The sequence below is a fragment of the Paenibacillus sp. HB172176 genome (assembly GCF_011947265.1).
In the GTDB taxonomy this organism is placed as follows: domain Bacteria; phylum Bacillota; class Bacilli; order Paenibacillales; family Paenibacillaceae; genus Pristimantibacillus.
Map to the genome: position 1 here is coordinate 243,902 of NZ_JAATHD010000001.1, position 18,092 is coordinate 261,993.

Below are 18,092 nucleotides of genomic sequence, written 5' to 3' on the forward strand. Positions count from 1 at the left end.
GATTATGCGCTGAAGTTCAGCTTTGCCGGAGACCCGGCCGTCAATCCGGGCGCCGTACAGCGCTTTGCCTTCACGGAGGGGCAAACAGAGCTGTGGGCCGAATATTGGGTATACTTCCCCGACGGCACGGAAGGGCTGGGGGCCGAATATCTGCATCGCTATCCGGGCACAACGCAGCATCAGCAGCAGCTGTTCGAGCTGTACGGTCCCGCGACGAATCAGATGACGCTGGGCATTCGCTCGGAGACGAGCAGCCTGCTTGACGGCGACAACAAGTATTATCCGCTCTGGTCGCGCAGAGACAACGGCGTCACGATGTCGGGGCAGGGCGCGGATCAGCTCAATCCGGCTTTGAATGATGATTGGCGCGGACGCTGGGTGCAGTTCCGCATGCATTACGATCTATCCGAGAATGACAATGATAGCTCGGTCCAAATGTGGATCGACGGCGTGCTCTCGATGGACAACACGACGCTGAACGCGGGCTATCCGAACGCGGCGCAGGAGACGCTGACGAGGGGCATGCTGTTCGGCAACGCCAAGGCGGGCTTCGCCGCGGATACGAATGTGTATGTCGATGATTTCAAAATGTACACGGAGGATCCGCAGTGGAGAGATGACGGGCTTTATGACCCGGAGGCTTCGTTCACGGTTAGTCCAACGACAGATGTAGACACAGCGACGGAAGTAAGCTTCACAGACACTTCTACGGATTTTGACGGCAGCATTGCTTCCTGGAGCTGGAGCTTTGGCGATGGTGAGAGCAGCACATTGCAGCATCCGACGCATACGTACGCGACAGCCGGAACCTACACGGCTTCGCTGACCGTCACGGACAACGACGGCTTGGTCAGCGAGGCCGAGGAGAAGTCGATTGTCGTAAGCGAGGCGGCTTCGGCAATGGAATTTTTCGCTGACGGCTTCGAGAGCGGCGATATGACGCACACCAACGCCAACTTCGCCTGGACAACCTCGGCGAGCGCGGTTGTCAGCACCGAGAAGGTGCATAGCGGCAATTATGCGCTGAAGTTCAGCTTTGCCGGAGACCCGGCCGTCAATCCGGGCGCCGTACAGCGCTTTGCCTTCACGGAGGGGCAAACAGAGCTGTGGACCGAATATTGGGTATACTTCCCCGACGGCACGGAAGGGCTGGGGGCCGAATATCTGCATCGCTATCCGGGCACAACGCAGCATCAGCAGCAGCTGTTCGAGCTGTATGGTCCCGCGACGAATCAGATGACGCTGGGCATTCGATCAGAGACGAGCAGCCTGCTTGACGGCGACAATAAGTATTATCCGCTCTGGTCGCGCAGAGACAACGGCGTTACGATGTCGGGACAAGGCGCGGATCAGCTCAACCCGGCTTTGAACGACGACTGGCGCGGACGCTGGGTGCAGTTCCGCATGCATTACGATCTGTCCGAGAACGACAATGACAGCTCGGTCCAAATGTGGATCGACGGCGTGCTCTCGATGGACAACACGACGCTGAACGCGGGCTATCCGAACGCGGCGCAGGAAACGCTGACGAGGGGCATGCTGTTCGGCAGCGCCAAGGCGGGCTTCGCCGCGGATACGAATGTGTATGTCGATGATTTCAAGATGTATACGGAGGATCCGCAGTGGGAGGAGGACCCTGAGGAGGTTACGACTTCCTCTTATGTCGATCCCGACCTGATCATTAACGAGTGCAATGTGATGCAGGGGGACTGGATCTACTGCGATGACTTTGAGGATCGCAATATGAACGAGTATTATGATTATTTCAACCGGTTCGGGAGATATCAAATCCGCAGCGGCGTGTTCGGACGGGGGATGGAGGATTCCAGAGGTCTTCTCTCGTGGTTCGGCTATTATGACAGCGATACGGAAGGTCCGCACGGCACATGGGCAAAGCTCGCGTTCGGAAACACGCCGGACAATAGCTTCTATAAGCCTGTCGGCGATACGACCAAGACGAATCGCGACCTCTACTGGCGCTTTTATGTGAAGAGCAACACCGGCGTTGATCCCGATACGGGAGAGCCGCTGCTGAATCTGAGCGGAACGGGGCCGCTGGCCCGAATCTACGGCATGGGACCTGACGACACGCCGTTCATGGAGGCGGAGATCGCGTATCCGGATCAGACGGGGAAGCTGACCTCAACGCTGTATGGCGGCATGTTCGACAGCGACGGCAATCCGATCGGTCTGACCAGCGCTCCGCTAGCGGAGCTGCAAGGCGATACGCCGGTCATGCAACCGCTGCCGATGGCGACCGGGCCATGGTATGAGATTCAAGTTCACGTGAAGCTTAATGAACCCGGCGCCTCGAATGGCGTGTATGAGCTGTGGGTAGACGGAGAGCTGGAATCCAGCGCTTCGAACCTGGACTGGATCGGCGATTACACCGCCTACGGCTTGAATGTGGTGGAGCTGTACAACAATAATCAGCAGGCAGGCGTAACCGGCGGCGATACGGAGAACAGAGTGATCGACAATATGGTGCTGAGCATGGCTCCGATCGGCGAAGCGGGCGTACCGCAGCTGAACAATGCGAACCTCACGATGATGCATAATTCCATTGGCAAAATGACGCCAGGCTTCGAAGCAGCCGTGACGGATTACACCGTTCGCCTGGAGAGCGGCGTGAGTGATGCGGTCGTGCTTACGCCGACGCTCTCGGATCCGCTGGCAAGTCTGACGGTAGACGGCGCGCCGCATGCAAGCGGCGAGCCCGCGACCATCAGCGGAGACACAATAGTGATGGAGGTGCTGGCGCAAGACGGCACGACGACGAAAACCTACACGATCCATGTCGCCCATGAACAAGCCTTCCTGACGAATGAATGCGCGCAAGCGAAGACGGCATGGCTGTTCTGCGACGACTTCGAGAGCGATCGGTTCGATCAGTACTTCGAGAGAACTCGCGAGAACCAATTCGCGCAGACAGAGGGAGTCGGCATCGGCGGTTCCACGGGCATGAAGGCCGAATACAGGGTAGAGGACGGCGAGATGCATGATACCGGCGCCCTCAAGCTTGCAGTCGGCCGAACGCCTTCGGACTACCTGAAGCCGGTGGCGGCGGAGGGCGAGGATTTGACCGAGATCTATTCTCGCTTCTACGTGAAGTTCGAGGAGGATTGGATCGGCGGAGGCGCGGCCAAGATGTCCCGCATCTCCTCCTTCCAGAACGAGGAGTGGGCGCAGTCGATGGCGGCGCTGATCTGGAGCGGCGCGAATCCGGAGGATCCGTACCTGTATGCGGCGCCGGAGAGCGGCACCGATGAGGCCGGCGTGCTGATGAAGCGCTTCTGGAATGACTTCGAATACGGGCGCTATATGGCTGGCGGACATACGGAGACGCCCCTCTTCGATGAAGATCATGTCGGCTCCTGGTATGCGGTAGAGGCGCATGTGAAGCTGAACGATCCCGGCTTGAGCAATGGCATATTCGAGCTATGGATCGACGATGTGCTGGAGGTCGGCGTCTATAACGTCAACTGGATTGGCGCCTACGAAATTGGACCGGATGCGGGCTACGCGCTGAATTTTGTCTCGATGGAAAACTACTGGAACGCAGGAACGCCGGTCGATCAGGAGCGTTACTTCGACAACTGGGTCGTCAGCCGCGAGAAGATCGGCTTAGCCACAGCGGCTTCCGAAGAGGAGCCGGCGGCCCCGATTGCGGAGATTCGAGCGAACAAGACTGAGCTTCAGCAGGGAGAAGATACGGAATTGCTGCTTGGCGCGGCGAGCTTGACAGAGCCGGCTTCGATTCTGGATATGACGCTTCATTATGATCCGGCCGTGCTCAGCTTCGATACGGAGACAAGCGGCGGTTCCGTCATGCTGGCCGATTCTGCCATCGAGACGCTGCTGCCCAATCTGACGGTGGCAAGCGCCGTGAAGGAAGCGGAAGGGAACATTCGTCTGATCGTGATGAGCTCAGGGGAACCGATTAGCGGGACTCATAATGTGGTTAAGCTCATCGCTCATGCGAAGTCGGACGCGGCAACAGAGGGGACAATCGTCAGTCTATCCGATGCGAGCGGCTCCTTCGATGGAGGCGAGCTGCAGGTGCTGGACACGGCGAGCGCTTTACTTGAGCTCGAAGTGACAACCGCCGTCGATCTCAGCGCGCTGGAATCGGCGATTTCGGTGGCGCAACAACTGTACAATGCTGCCGAAACGGGAACGGAGCCGGGGCAGTACCCAGCTGCCGATAAAGCGAATCTGTTAAATGCGATTAACGCGGCGATTGCCGTTCGCGATAATGTGAATGTGTCGTTCGAAGAAGCGGAAGCGGCGGCCGCTGCTTTGAATGCGGCGGTCTCACAATTCCAAAGCAGCGTAATTGCGGGAGAACCAGCAGATTTGACCACACTGCAAGCAGCTATAAGCACAGCGCAATCCAAATCTCAAGATGCCGTCATCGGAAGCAAAATAGGTCAATACAGCAGCGAGGCGAAGGCGGCGCTGGATGCGGCAATCTCAGCCGCAATCGCTGTGCGCGATCAAGCCGGTGTAAGCCAAGCGGCGGTCGATGCAGCTGTAGCGGACCTGAACGCAGCGGTGAGCCAATTCGCGTCATCGCTGAACACGCTGGTTGAAGGAGCATCGCAAATCACCATTCGGGATTTGTCCATCATCGCGAAGTACTTGGGAACGACGAGCGGCGACGCAGATTGGGCGGATATTGCAGCGGCTGATCTGTTCGACAACGGCGAGATCACGATTCAAACGCTCGCAGCGGTCGCCCAGATGATTTTGGATGAGTGGCTGAAAGCATAGTGATTGAGAAATAGCTCGGTTCCGCTTGAATCTCATTGTGGAAGGCAACATTTCGGTGCTGCCTTCCCTCCCTATTTTCAAGAGAGAAGGAGAATGTTTATGACCTTAATCGAACGGATTCGAATGAGATATATCGGGATGACAGGACGTATCGTTTTCCTGCTTATCATCCTTCATATCAGTCTGCTCCCTGCATTCGGGGCGGTTCCATCTGCGCTTGCAGCTGCCGACAGCAGCTCCTATCACCCCGAATTCCACATCGCGTTATCAGAGACTTCGAATCGCATTCAAGTGGTCATAAGCGCGGATGACTTGGAAGATATGTATGCCTATGATCTGACCCTGCTCTTCGATCCGCAGCAATTAAAGCTGATAGAAACGAAGAACGGCAACAACGGCTTCGCGGTTGACCCGAGAATAGAGGATCGCGAGATTCACTATGCATTTACGAAACTGGGCAAGCATCCGGGGGTGAACGGCAGCGTCATCCTCGCAACCTTTGTCATGGAGAGAGTGGGGACGGGTGCATCGAAGCTGCAGTTGACCCGTGCGGATCTTGTTAAGTCGGATTTGACCATGGAGAGCTTCGAACCCCAGGTTACAGCCAGCGTGAAGGCTGCGAAGTTTCTGGATATCGCCGGCCACTGGGCGGAGAATTCGATTATGGAAGCCGTGGAGCTTGGCTTTATCAACGGCTATACAGACGGGACTTTCCGGCCGGAGCGTGAAGTGACGCGGGCCGAATTTGTGACCATGGCGGCAAGAGCGCTGCATACAGAGGTAGAAGCGTACGGAGCTGACGAGACCGGCGAAGGGGCGAAAGGGAATGGCGCTTCATCACATCTGGAGCTGAATTTTGTGGATGCTGACAAGATTCCAGCATGGGCTGCGCCATATGTTCGCTATGGTGTAGATAAGGGATGGATTTCCGGGTATGCGGACGGAACCTTCGGAGCCGATCGCAATATTACACGCACGGAGATGACCGTTATTCTGGTACGCGCTCTTGGATTATCAATTCGCGAGGATGAAACCAATTTGGCAAATTTTATCGATCAGAAGGAAATTCCTGCTTTCGGCATTGCTTCTGTGAACATTGCGGTTCAAGCGGGCATTATTCATGGACGAGAAGGCAATCATTTCGCTCCGCTTGCTTTAACGAAACGAGCGGAAGCGGTCACGCTGTTGTTGAATGCATTAGGGAGCGTCTAGATCAGTCGGAATGTTGATTCTCATAAAGATGGAGAGGGTGTGTAAGAATGGGAAGACGTTGGTTGAAGCGATCGGGCATAATAGCGACGATTATCGCAATTACAGTTGTTTGTATGCCTCAAACAGGTTTCTATCCGCATGAAGCTGAAGCGGGAGCCATCTTGCCGCACTTCGAGGACAGCTTTGAGAGCGGGGATTTGTCTCATGCTTCGAACGATTTCGAGTGGACAACTTCATTGAATGCAGCAGTCAGCACAGATATCGCACATACCGGACAATATTCGCTCAAATTTCATTTTGCAGGAGATCCTGTAGTGAAGCCGAGCGCTTCGCAGCAATTTGAATTAGGTGCGGCTCAACGTAATATCTGGATGGAATATTGGATCTATTATCCGGATGGAACGGACAATCTGGGGCCGGAATATATTCATCGCATGCCGGCAAGCGGTTCCGGCGATCAACGGATAATTGAACTTACAGGATCGAATAGTGCTATGAAGATGGGGATTCGTTCGGCTGTAAATAGCAGTCTATTCGCCAATAATGAGAATCGATTCTATCCCATATGGTCGAACAAGTCGACAGGGGTAGTAATGACAGGGCAAGGAGCGAATGGGCTGAACCCTGCCTTGAAGGATGACTGGCGCGGACGCTGGGTGCAATTCAAGCTGCAATTTAATGTTTCTGAAGCGGAGAATGACAGCACGTTGAATCTATGGGTGGACGGCAGTTTAGTGATGGAGAACACGACATTGAATGCCGGACATAACACAGCAGAGGAGCTATTCGTGAAGGGGACATTATTAGGTCAAGCAGCAAGCGGCTTCGCTGCGGATACGAATGTCTATATCGATGATTTCAAGGTGTACACCTACGATCCGAATGTGGACGAGAACTTGCAGCATGCTCCTGCGGCTGCCTTCAACACCTTGCCGAAGGATAATTTCTTGGTAGGGGAAGCTGTTCAATTCCGAGATGATTCATTGGATATCGATGGCCAAATAATCGGGTGGGACTGGGATTTCGGAGACGGTTCGTCCAGCAGCTCAGAGAATCCTGCGCACAGCTACGCATCACCAGGAATCTATACGGTCGCATTAACAGTTACAGACAATGACCAATTGGACAGTCTCCTCTTGGAACGGGAAATCACGATAAGGAACGCAGCGGCGAGCGGCAGCTCGGATGTCTACTTCACCGATGATTTCGAGACTGGCGATGCAACGACGATAATAGACGGCTTCGGATGGCAGACTGCCGAGGATGGACTGGGACATACCGGACCAAATGTTGAAATCTCTGATGATATTGCCCGGTCAGGCGATTATAGCATGCGCTTTACCTTTGTGGGCAAACCATATGGGGAGGATAACATAGCCGAACAACGATTCGATCTCGGAGAGGATTTGAATGAGGTCTGGTTCCAATGGTATCAATATTATCCGGACGGCAATGAGCAGCAGACGATAGGAATCGACCTTGGGCCGCAGTGGTATCACCGCGACGATCCGATCGGCGCTACCAATAATAAGTTGCTTCGCATTGGTACGAATGAAGGCAACAATGCGATTAATTCCATCTATGGATACGAGACTGACATAGATAAGAATGGGAATTCTTTGGCGATTATGAAATACAGATCAGACGGCAATGGGATGGGAACATACTCGAATAGCAGTATCAATGGCGGCATCCTTCAGGATGAGACTATTCGAGGCAGATGGGTGGAGTATATCATTCATGTCAAAACAGCAAGCGGATGGCAGCAGCCGGACGGCGTGAGCGAGATGTGGGTAGATGGAATGCAGGTTCATGATCATCATGATTTGAACTCTTGGCCAACAACGGGCGGAGCGGCGGATGTCGACAAGAATATATTCAATCACGGCTATATTATGGGCTGGGCGAACAGCGGTTTTAATGAAACATCGTATACGTATATCGACGACTTTACGATTTCGGCTGATCCTCCTGCATTCCTGGATCAGGGGACTGGCTCGGATCCAGATCCTGAGCCGGCGAATGCGTTATTCGATGACGATTTCGAAAGCGGTGATCTGACTCATGCGAATGGCGATTTTGCATGGACGGACTCTCAGAATGCAGAAGTAAGCGACGATAAGGTGCATAGCGGAGATTATGCGCTGAAGTTCCATTTCGCAGGTGATCCGATTGTAAATCCGGGTGCTGCTCAACATTTCGATTTGACAGAAGGCCAGAATGAGCTGTGGACAGAATATTATGTGTATTTTCCGGATGGGACAGAAGGAGTCGGACCAAGCTTCCAACATCGGTATCCTGGGAGCAATGCCAATCAACAGGTGATTTTCGAACTTGATGGACCCGCGAATAATCAGATGAAGATGGGCATTCGAGCTTCAACAAACAATATATTGGATGGGAATAACAAGTATTATCCCATATGGTCGAGGCGCGATAATGGAATCGTGATGTCGGGACAAGGCGCGGATCAACTCGATCCCGCATTGACTGATGATTGGCGCGGACGCTGGGTGCAATTGCGCATGCATTACAATCTGTCTCCGAATAACAATGACAGCACCGTCCAATTATGGGTGGACGGCAACCTTGTTATGGATAATACAACGCTGAATGCCGGTTATACGGACTCTGCCCAGGAGATCTTCACCAGTGGCTTCCTATTCGGCAGCGCCAGACAAGGGTTTGCAAATGATACCTATGTGTACGTCGATGATTTCAAGATTTATAACGAAAATCCAGCGTGGTACGATGGCAATCAGTAAGTCGAGATTGTTCGTGAGTTCTTCATCTGGATGAATGACGGTTAATTGTATGATAAGGCCGACTTAGGCTGACTGGTGCTTGCATGTAAATGGTCGAAGCTGTTCATTAACGCCGTTAACGACTCCCGGCAACGCTGCCGTTCCATGGCATCAGCGCTCTCCGACATATATTTCATATAGAACTGCATGCGCTGGAGGCACTGCAAGCATTTCCTGGCTTCCGCAATTTCGCGAAGCTCCGCGAAGGAAGCGCGCCTGTAGCGATAATCCGACAGTTGGAAGGCAAGGAAAACTTGAGCTTGCTTGGTCCATTTCACGGATACATCGGGGTGATGGAGGTCGCGCGCATTGCTCGCCGCCTCCGTCAACTCTCTTGCCCGCCGAACAATGTAAGGCGTTGCCTGCTGCACCAAGCTCTTGATTTCCTTCGCGTAATTCGGACGGAAGACGAAGTAATTCACCAAGGCGGCCACAATAATGCCTGTAGCGGTCGTGCCCAAGCGAATGCAGAATTGAATGAGAAAATGCGCCTCCGTCACATAGATCATGTTGACCGCTGTCAGTGTAGCGACAACAATCGTATCCGTCCAGCCGAGCCGATAACAGACGTAGATGGTCGCCAGAGCCGACAAGGTGAAGGTTAGCGGCTGCACGCCCAGCAAGGCGTCGAACAGCATGGCGAACGCGGCGCCTATGGCTGCGGACGGCAAGCGAACGACGCCTTTTTTTATGGAAGCGCTCACTGTCGGCTCCATGGAAACAATGGCCGCGATGACCGCGAAGATCATCGGCCACCCCAGCCAGTCGCATATTTGAGCGGTTGCGTACACCGCCACTACCGTTTTGATCAATCTCTTGCCAATTCTCAGCTGTTGCATGTCGACAATCCTCCGTTACATTTCCGATCGTTCATTCCTCTCTTCTTATCGTAACATGAGCGTCAACCCAGGCATGTAAGCCGGCATGGATGAGGTTCCTCCGTGCTTTTTCATAATGAATTTAGCCTAATCAATCCTTATAATTATCGGCAATATGATAGAATAGACAAAGCGAATTCAAGCAAGACAGGGTCGAAAATAACTTCCGGGAGCTGTTCGGTTCATGACGAGAACACAGGAGGATCAGGCTGTTCAGGATATGCTGCTGCACATGCAGGTGCAGATCATGGCGGCGCATTTGACGCAGTGCCGGTCGAACTGGCGTGATATCGACTATACGCCGGCGTATAACAAGCTTTATTTTATATTGAATGGAGAAGGCTGGGTGAAAATTGGGGATACGGAGCTCTATCCGAAGCCAGGGCAATTAATTCTACTGCCCGCAGGCGTTAACCAATCCTACTCAACCATCAGCGATGAGCCGTTTCTGAAATATTGGTGCCATTTCACCGCCGAGACGGGACAGACGGATGTGTTCCAGTGGCTCGATGTTCCAAGCTGCTATGAGCTGGATACGGCGCGGATGACGCAGTTGTTCAAGGAGATGGCGGAGGCGCATACGGAAAGCACGATTGCGGCCAGACTCAGGGAGAAATCGGCCTTGCTGCAAATTTTGGCGGAGATGATGACGGATCAGCCTCTGCATATTCAGCAGGAGCAATCGCATGACATGGAGCGGCTCACGAGCATTCAGCAATATGTGGAGCAGCATCTGCATACGGAGGTGACGCTCGAGGACATGGCGGCGACGCTGCATCTTCATCCGAATTATTTCAGCAAATATTTCAAAAGGCATTTCGGCGTTTCACCGCTGAAATATGTCAGCCGCAAGAAGATGGATCACGCGAAGCATCTGCTGCGCACGACCTCGCAGAGCGTGAAGGAGATTGCGCTCGCAACCGGATTCGAGGACGCGAATTATTTCTCGAAGACCTTTCGCAGGGAAGCGGGTCTAAGTCCATCGGAATATCGAATGAACATCATATCTGGGGTATAATGGAAGGGAACCATATTCGAGAGGAGTGCTGAGCATGTTATATAGAAGACTTGGAAGCACAGAGCTGGAAGTATCCGTTGTCGGCATTGGAACATGGCAATTCGGCGGCGAATGGGGCAGGGATTATACGCAGAAGGAAGCGGATGCCATTCTCGACAAGGGCGCAGAGCTCGGAATTAATCTGATTGATACGGCGGAATGCTATGGCGATCATCTGTCGGAGAGGCTGATTGGCGATTACCTCAGCCGCCGCAATCGCGAGGATTGGGTTGTGGCTACGAAATTCGGACATCGCTTTCATGAGCTGTTCACTCGGACGGACGCTTTCGACGCGGCTGGCGTCATCGCCCAGCTCGATGATTCATTGGCGGCGCTGCGCACGGAATATATCGATCTCTATCAGTTCCATTCCGGACCGGATGCAAGCTTCGACAATGATGCGTTATGGACGGTGCTGGACAAGCAGGTGCAGGCCGGCAAGATCAGATTCCTGGGCACCTCTATAGGAAGCAATGATAATGTGCATCAAACCGAGCGCTCCAAGGAGGTAGGCTCTCGCGCCATTCAAGTGGTGTATAATCGCCTGGATCGCAAGCCGGAGGAGCGGGTGTTCCCGATTTGTCAGGAGCAGAATCTAGGCGTGCTCGCCCGCGTTCCTCTGGCTAGCGGCTACTTAAGCGGCAAGTACAAACCCGGAACGGTGTTCGGCGGCAATGATGTGCGTCATCGGCATAACGCGGAGGATACGCTTCAGAAGCTGAAGGAAGTGGAGCGGATCGGGCAGGAGGAGGTTCCGGATGGCGTGGATATGGCATCTTGGGCGCTCGCATGGTGCCTCAAGCATCCGGCGGTCACCACCGTCATTCCGGGCTGCAAGGATCCGGAGCAGGTCGAATCGAACGCGCGGGCGGTGGAGCTCGTGACGTAGTCGCATCCTCAGGATGTGAAGAGGTAGAGGCCGCGTTAGCGCGAAATAAACGAAGCGCGTCGAGGAATACAGCGGGAGTGTATTGGCTCGGCGAATAGGCAAGCTTGAGCAGGCTTATGCAGGCTCCGCCACACAAGGCGGGGCCTGTTTTTTACCACAATAAACCTATATTTGAACGCTGCCGCTCCTCCTCGAAAGGCTTCAATAGAGGGTTTCTCAACAGAAGTTTCCTACTTGAAGCTTTCGTGAAGGAGGCAGGTGTAGAAGGTAACTCTGGAGAATCGAATTGGACTGAAATGGGCGGTGCAGGTGTAGAAAGTAACTTTGGAGGGCCGAGTCGGAGCGAAAAGGAAGCTGCAAGCGTAAAAAGTAACTCTGCAACTCCCCTTGCCACACTTCACGCTCTGTAAGTCGATTTTATCGACTTGCCGGCTCGTCTCCGCGGCTCGTCTCCGCGCACGTCACGCTCTGTAAGTCGATTTTATCGACTTGCCGGCTCGTCTCCGCGCACGTCACGCTCTGCAAGTCGACTTTATCGACTTGCAGTTCCGATTCCGCGTACGTCACGCTCTGCAAGTCGATTTTATCGACTTGCGGTTCCGATTCCGCGTACTTCACGCTCTGCAAGTCGACTTTATCGACTTGCGGCTCCGATTCCGCGTACTTCACGCTCTGCAAGTCGATTTTATCGACTTGCGGTTCCGATTCCGCGCACGTCACGCTCTGTAAGTCGATTTTATCGACTTGCCGGCTCGTCTCCGCGCACGCCACGCTCCGCAAGTCGATTTTATCGACTTGCGGCTCCGATTCCGCGCACGTCACGCTCTGCAAGTCGACTTTATCGACTTGCGGCCCCCTCTCCATTCACTCTGTGCTCTCCAAGGTTCAGGAATGTCTGAAATTGCGCACGAAAAAAGGCCATCTTCGGATGACCTTCAATTTTAGATGCAATTTCTTGATCAGCTCTCCCCAGCCATCTCCACGAAATGCTGCTTATACCGCTCGTAATCGGCGAAGCGGCATTCCAGCCTCAGCCTAGTTCCCTCGGCTTCGTAGCTGGTTTCGAGCACATTCGCGTTTTCGTTGAAATAAGCAACGAGTCGTCCTTCGCTGAACGGGATGAGAATATCCCGGGTTACGTAGTCCGCGAAAATTTCCCCCTTCACCTTCCCAACCAATTCATCTAATCCGGCCTTCTCCTTCACGGAGAGATAGACGCTGTCTCCCGCGACCCGAGGATAGGGATGTTCGGTGAGGTCGCATTTGTTATAGGCGTAGACGGTCGGAATATTCTCCGCGCCGAGCTCCTGCAGCGTATGATTGGTAACCTCGATCAGCTTCTCGTAATCCTCATGAGCGAAATCGACAACATGAATCAGCAGATCCGCTTCCGTGACTTCTTCCAGCGTGGATCGGAACGCCTTCACAAGATGATGGGGCAACTGGCTGACGAATCCGACCGTATCGGTTAACAGAAACGACTTGTTATCTGGGAGCTCGATGCTTCTTACCGAGGTTTCCAGAGTGGCGAACAGCATGTTGTGGGCATAGACCTGTTTTGTTGTCTCGGGATCGTAAGTCTCGAGCAGCGCGTTCATCAGACTGGACTTGCCTGTATTCGTATAACCGACGAGACAGACAACGGGCACATCGTTCTTCTTGCGCTTCTTGCGCTGATTCTGTCTCGTCGCGACCAGCTTCTCAAGCTCGGCTTGCAGAATCGTAATTCGCTCTTCGATGCGTCTGCGGTCGAGCTCCAGCTTCGTCTCGCCCGAGCCTCTGTTCCGGAAGCCTGCGCCGCCCGCGCCGCCTTGTCTGCTTAGCGAAGCGCGAAGACCGACCAGGCGCGGCAGGGAATATTGCAGTCTAGCGACATCAACCTGCAACTGCGCTTCCCTCGTCTTCGCCCTCTCCGCGAAGATATCGAGAATAAGCATCGTGCGGTCCATGACCGCGCATTCCAAATCCGCTTCCAAATTTCGAATTTGGGAAGGAGAGAGCTCATCGTTGAAGATCACCGCCTCGGCTTCATGCGCCTCCAGCAGTATCTTCAATTCGTCCAACTTCCCTGTTCCTATATAATGAGAGGGGTTAATGCGCTCGAGCTTCTGGCTAAGCTGATCGACAACCTCGATATAGCAAGCATCGGCCAGATTGCGAAGCTCTTGCATGGCATAGTCGAAATCGCCGCCGCCTTTCAGCTCGACGCCGGCAATGACGGCCTTCTGTCTTGGTTCCTCTTGCATCCATTCAACCCCTTTGCGTCTTCCCTATAATTGACATCAGTTTAGCACAGTGCGCATGGCGGGAGCAAACGAGGGAATGGTTTTAATTATTCTCTTGGAACGCTGTTGATGAGCGGGGTTGGCGTATTCATCGCTTTCCTTCGCTGCAGGATAAGCTCGAGCGAAACAAAAAGGGTTGATCTGACGTTTAATGGGTGAAGAGAGAATTGGTTTATTCTGAGCCTGATCATCTATAGAAGGAGTGTGCAAGCATGCGCTGGATTCCAAAAGCCAAGAGCTCGAAGTGGTGGCTAATCGCTGTCTTATCCGCCTTGTTGACGGCCGTATCTTTATGCGGCATTCGCTTTGGCCTTCTGCAACATGAATTCGATGGGGGAATCGCGTTCCGGTTTCTCATCCTGTCGCTTGTCCTGTCTTTCCTGTTCAGCATGGGAGGATGGCTGGGCGGCAAGTTGTTCTGGATCTGCTCCAGCGCGGGCTTGCTCCTTGCCTTAATCATGATGGGGGTCTATGCGGATGACTCAAGCGGTTGGGAGGATCTCATCTCTATTCTGGTATTCATGGAGCTCACCGCAGCCGGCATTGCGGCGGGCATCGTGGCCGAATTAATCCGGCTGCTCGCCAGGAAGCTCGGAAGACATCAATAGATAAGAACAGGTTAGAAACCGACCGCAGACGATATCTCTTCCATTGAGCATGGGGAGGTATCGTCATTCCGTTCAACGCCAAGAGTCCTGTGCTTCTTTACTCAATCTTCAAGTTCATCGTTGCGATATGCTCCCGAGTCTCGGCCGTGCCGAGCTCCCCGATGAGTCGGTAGGCCTCGTTAAGATAATAATCATAGCCGTCGTTCTCCAGATCATGATGATACGGGATGCCGGGTAGATGACCGCGCAGCGCGCTTTGATTATCGAATTTGTCCATCTCCAGAAATAGTTCCTGCAGCTTGTCGATATCCTCCTGCGTGGCGTCGATTTCGAACTCATAGGCGGCATCGCCCTGCTGATACATAATATCCTTCGCTTGAACGGAAACATAATATCTGCGCTTGTCCATTCTCTCCATCCCTTCCCCTTAAGATTTCGTCAAATACACGGCCAACATGCCAAGCAGAAGCGCGATGATCGGCACCGCGACGTACAGGATTAGAATCGGATTCGCAAGGACCGGGTGCCTGACCGTTGTCATGCTGGCTCCTTTGTCTAATGCGGAGCTGCTCTTCTCATTATGTCTGCGACCAATAAAATAGGTTGCAATAATACCATATAACACCGCGGCTGCTCCTAAAATGCCAATCCATGTATACATGCGCAACTGACCCCCTTTCCGTTTGGGTTGACTTTTTCTTATTGTGTTTTGTTTGTTTGTTTTTATTCGTTAGCCGAGAAGACTTTCATTCGATTTACATCTTTTTTTCACCGGCGCAGCACGAACAATGATAAGATAGAAGCATACGAATGCGTCAGATGACGCGCATAATCCATATAGAGACAGGAGCTGGAGAGCAGCATGAGCTACAAAATCGTGTTTTTTGACATCGACGGCACGTTACTGGACGAGCGGAAGGAAATTCCGGAGGATACGGTGAGAGCGGTCCGCGAGCTGAAGGAACGGGGAATCGAGCCGGTCATCGCGACGGGAAGAGCGCCTTATTTCATCGGCGGGATCGCAGACAAGCTTGGCATTGATTCCTTCGTTACGATGAATGGCGGGTATGTCGTATATCAAGGCGAGCCAATCTATCGCAGAGGAATCTCGAAGGACAGCCTGGAGAAGCTTGTGAACCTGGCAGAGGCGAATGAGCACGGCCTGGTGTTCGAAGGCGAGCATAACTTCTGGAGTACGAAGGAGGAGCATCCCTTCATTATGAATTCGGTTCAATCGCTCAAGGTCCATAATCCGGGATTCAACCCCGAGTTCTGGCGGACGGATGATGTGTTCCAGGTGTTCCTGCATTGCGAGAGTCGGGACGAGCGTCTGTATGAAGGACTGAAGACGGAGTATACATTGATCCGCTGGCATGATCAAGCGATGGATGTGCTTCCGCTTGGCGGCTCCAAGGCGGAGGGCATTGCGGTTATGCTAGAGAAGCTGGGCCTTGAGGCCTCGGATGCAGTTGCTTTCGGGGACGGGCTGAATGACAAAGAAATGCTGGATTACGTCGGTTTTGGCGTGGCCATGGGCAATTCGAATCCGGAGCTGCTTCCTTATGCGAATTTCGTAACAGCGCATGTGGATGATAAGGGCATTCGCAAAGGCTTAATTGAAGCGGGGCTTCTGCCTGCGGAAACAGCCGGGGCGACTGTGGCATAGAAGTTAAAAAGGGCGGTCTGTTCAGAGCGAGTGTTTGAATGATCGTGATACTCTGCTCAAAGAGTATGTTGACGGCTATACACCCTTTCGGCATTTTGCACGTACTATAACCCAACGATGATTGAGAGTTGGGGGAGAAGACGTGATTGAAATAGCCCAAGGCAATTTGAATCAGATACCGCCTCGCATGCTGACGGATTTGGAGAAGAAGATGCTGCTTAGGAAGCAGAGCAGTCCGGTTACCTACTGGTATCCTTCGCTTGACGCGCTTGTGTTCGAGCTTAAGATGAGATCGCATACGGTGCAGGCGGCGAAGGACTTGTACGCAAGCGGCGTAAGCTTTGGCACATTCAGCAATTCGCGCTGCAATGAAGCCTACTGGTACCGCACGCCGAATGGAGGCTTTCGCTTGAGGCAGGGCGTTTTGCCGTCTGTGGCAATCAGAGATATTTTTACGAATGGGTCGAAATACGCCTTTGAATGCGCAGGAGCGATTATCATTGTATTCTACAAAGCGGTTCTTGAGACGATCGGGGACGCCGCATTCAATCGATACTTTCAAAATCTGTACTTGTACAGTTGGGAGACGGATCAGGATTTGCAGTTGATCCCTTCCTATAATTTGAACGAAACGTATTATGGGGATGCGCTGTATTTCAAAAATCCGGATTATGACCGAGAGACGCCGGAGTGGCAAGGCGAGAATGTCATTATGCTGGACGATAATCTGTATTACGGTCACGGCATCGGCATGGGCTCGAGTCAGGATATGATTATGCAGCTCAATAAGGCTAGAATGCCGGGAGCTATGCAATCCGCGTATCTGGATGATTTCGTGCTGACCCCGGATTTCGAGCGGCTTAGAAGCATGACGATCCGCGAGGGCGAAGCTGTGGGGCGTTAAATGAGGCGGGAAAGATTAAAAAAGCGAGTGCTTCTGGCGCGCTTTGCATGATGATTTTCATGCAGCGCGCCGGAGCGCTCGCTTTTTTGCCATTATAGCGTATAAAATTTCGATGGGAAAATGAAGGCCTGCAACTGTAACGGATTTTTTCGAGGCCTTCTAGCTGGTTTTAAAGGACATCCGCGATCGTTGCGCGACGATATCGGCGATTTTCAGAATGTAAGGGTCGCAATTGACCGTTAGCGTCAGAAATTAGGGCTGAACCCCTCATTAACTTCCTCTTACGGTCATCCGCGACCGTTAAAATACCCGTTAGGCGTGATTACGGCTTCTTACGGTCATTTGTGACCGTTACGCTACATACACGCTTTGGTCAAATGGCCATGGACACGCGCTCACGGATACGCAAAGAATTGGCAGCTTCCAGAAAGTCCGATAGAACGAGTAGCTGCTTTCAAAGAATTCCGTCAGGCGTTTTTCATATTCTGTGGACCGTAGATCCGCTATTTTGACAAATCGAGCTGTTTTTAAGATTTCGCGGACAGAGATGACCTTATATGCGAGAAAACAGAGATTTTTTGGATGATTTGAGGAAATAGCGTCCCCTGTGTCCGCCAAAGTGAACAATCTCTGAATTTTGCACAAATAAAGTCTTCTGTGTCCGCTTGTTTATGACTCGACGTATGGGATTGGCATATTCTTGGCTCCTGCTATCCCGATCGTTTTAAGAAACGTTCCCGTTCTTTGGCAAGGGCGCCGTCAGGCGTTTGTTTTGTAATTATAGAATTTATAAGATTTCGCGTCATAGGAAATGACAAATAAAATCTTAATGTGCGTACGAGGCTGCTTTGAACTGCAAAGCTTTTGGTCGTCGACTCTGAAAGGCCGAAAGTATGGGGTTTGGGAGTAATTCCTGCAACTGTAACGGACTTTTTCGACCCTTAGAAGCTCTATTTAGCCAGCGCAGATTTTTAACGGACCTTTTCGCCTCTTAGCGGGTTAATCCCGTTGTTTTT

At 52.7% G+C, this 18,092-nt stretch carries 13 protein-coding genes; 8 read left to right on the plus strand and 5 right to left on the minus strand.

Translation table 11 applies throughout. The annotated features are described in order from the left end of the window. The 3 genes from HFP08_RS01000 to HFP08_RS01010 form a co-directional block, all read left to right on the plus strand. The coding region (locus tag HFP08_RS01000) for a PKD domain-containing protein (RefSeq protein ID WP_168118647.1) at positions 1 to 4,773 on the plus strand (4,773 nt) is incomplete at its 5' end. A gap of 99 nt (positions 4,774 to 4,872) precedes the next feature. Further along, a complete protein-coding gene (locus HFP08_RS01005) occupies positions 4,873 to 5,985 on the plus strand; it encodes an S-layer homology domain-containing protein (RefSeq protein WP_168118648.1) in 1,113 nt (370 codons plus the stop codon). A 47-nt stretch (positions 5,986 to 6,032) separates the two neighbouring features. Then, positions 6,033 to 8,750 (plus strand): heparin lyase I family protein, encoded by a 2,718-nt coding sequence (locus HFP08_RS01010; protein WP_168118649.1) that lies wholly within the window; start codon positions 6,033 to 6,035, stop codon positions 8,748 to 8,750. A 41-nt stretch (positions 8,751 to 8,791) separates the two neighbouring features. Here the strand turns inward: HFP08_RS01010 and HFP08_RS01015 are convergent, their stop codons facing one another. Next, positions 8,792 to 9,628, minus strand: coding sequence for an FUSC family protein (locus HFP08_RS01015; RefSeq protein ID WP_168118650.1), 837 nt, complete (start codon positions 9,626 to 9,628; stop codon positions 8,792 to 8,794). A 223-nt stretch (positions 9,629 to 9,851) separates the two neighbouring features. On the opposite strand from HFP08_RS01015, the gene HFP08_RS01020 reads away from it, so the two are divergent. Both HFP08_RS01020 and HFP08_RS01025 read left to right on the plus strand, forming a co-directional pair. Next, positions 9,852 to 10,685, plus strand: a complete 834-nt coding sequence (locus HFP08_RS01020; RefSeq protein WP_168118651.1) for a helix-turn-helix domain-containing protein — start codon at positions 9,852 to 9,854, stop codon at positions 10,683 to 10,685. 34 nt (positions 10,686 to 10,719) lie between these two features. Continuing rightward, positions 10,720 to 11,613 (plus strand): aldo/keto reductase, encoded by an 894-nt coding sequence (locus HFP08_RS01025; RefSeq protein ID WP_168118652.1) that lies wholly within the window; start codon positions 10,720 to 10,722, stop codon positions 11,611 to 11,613. Positions 11,614 to 12,030: 417 nt separating this feature from the next. On the opposite strand, the gene HFP08_RS01030 is transcribed toward HFP08_RS01025, so the two are convergent. Next, positions 12,031 to 12,477: a hypothetical protein gene (locus HFP08_RS01030; protein WP_168118653.1), complete on the minus strand. Its 447-nt coding sequence runs from the start codon at positions 12,475 to 12,477 to the stop codon at positions 12,031 to 12,033. Positions 12,478 to 12,572: 95 nt separating this feature from the next. Continuing rightward, complete coding sequence (hflX, locus tag HFP08_RS01035) at positions 12,573 to 13,859, minus strand: GTPase HflX (protein WP_168118654.1); 1,287 nt, start codon at positions 13,857 to 13,859, stop codon at positions 12,573 to 12,575. A gap of 251 nt (positions 13,860 to 14,110) precedes the next feature. Between hflX and HFP08_RS01040 the strand changes: the two genes are divergently transcribed. Then, positions 14,111 to 14,506 carry a hypothetical protein gene (locus HFP08_RS01040; RefSeq protein ID WP_168118655.1) on the plus strand — a complete coding sequence of 132 codons (396 nt, stop codon included), beginning with the start codon at positions 14,111 to 14,113 and terminating at the stop codon, positions 14,504 to 14,506. A 97-nt stretch (positions 14,507 to 14,603) separates the two neighbouring features. Here the strand turns inward: HFP08_RS01040 and HFP08_RS01045 are convergent, their stop codons facing one another. Next, positions 14,604 to 14,915, minus strand: coding sequence for a hypothetical protein (locus HFP08_RS01045; RefSeq protein ID WP_168118656.1), 312 nt, complete (start codon positions 14,913 to 14,915; stop codon positions 14,604 to 14,606). 18 nt (positions 14,916 to 14,933) lie between these two features. Continuing rightward, positions 14,934 to 15,167, minus strand: a complete 234-nt coding sequence (locus HFP08_RS01050; protein WP_168118657.1) for a hypothetical protein — start codon at positions 15,165 to 15,167, stop codon at positions 14,934 to 14,936. 201 nt (positions 15,168 to 15,368) lie between these two features. Here HFP08_RS01050 and HFP08_RS01055 point away from each other — a divergent pair, with 201 nt between their 5' ends. After that, positions 15,369 to 16,172: a Cof-type HAD-IIB family hydrolase gene (locus HFP08_RS01055; protein WP_168118658.1), complete on the plus strand. Its 804-nt coding sequence runs from the start codon at positions 15,369 to 15,371 to the stop codon at positions 16,170 to 16,172. Between the two features lie 142 nt (positions 16,173 to 16,314). Further along, positions 16,315 to 17,076, plus strand: a complete 762-nt coding sequence (locus HFP08_RS01060; protein ID WP_168118659.1) for a protein-glutamine gamma-glutamyltransferase — start codon at positions 16,315 to 16,317, stop codon at positions 17,074 to 17,076. Positions 17,077 to 18,092 lie beyond the last annotated feature (1,016 nt).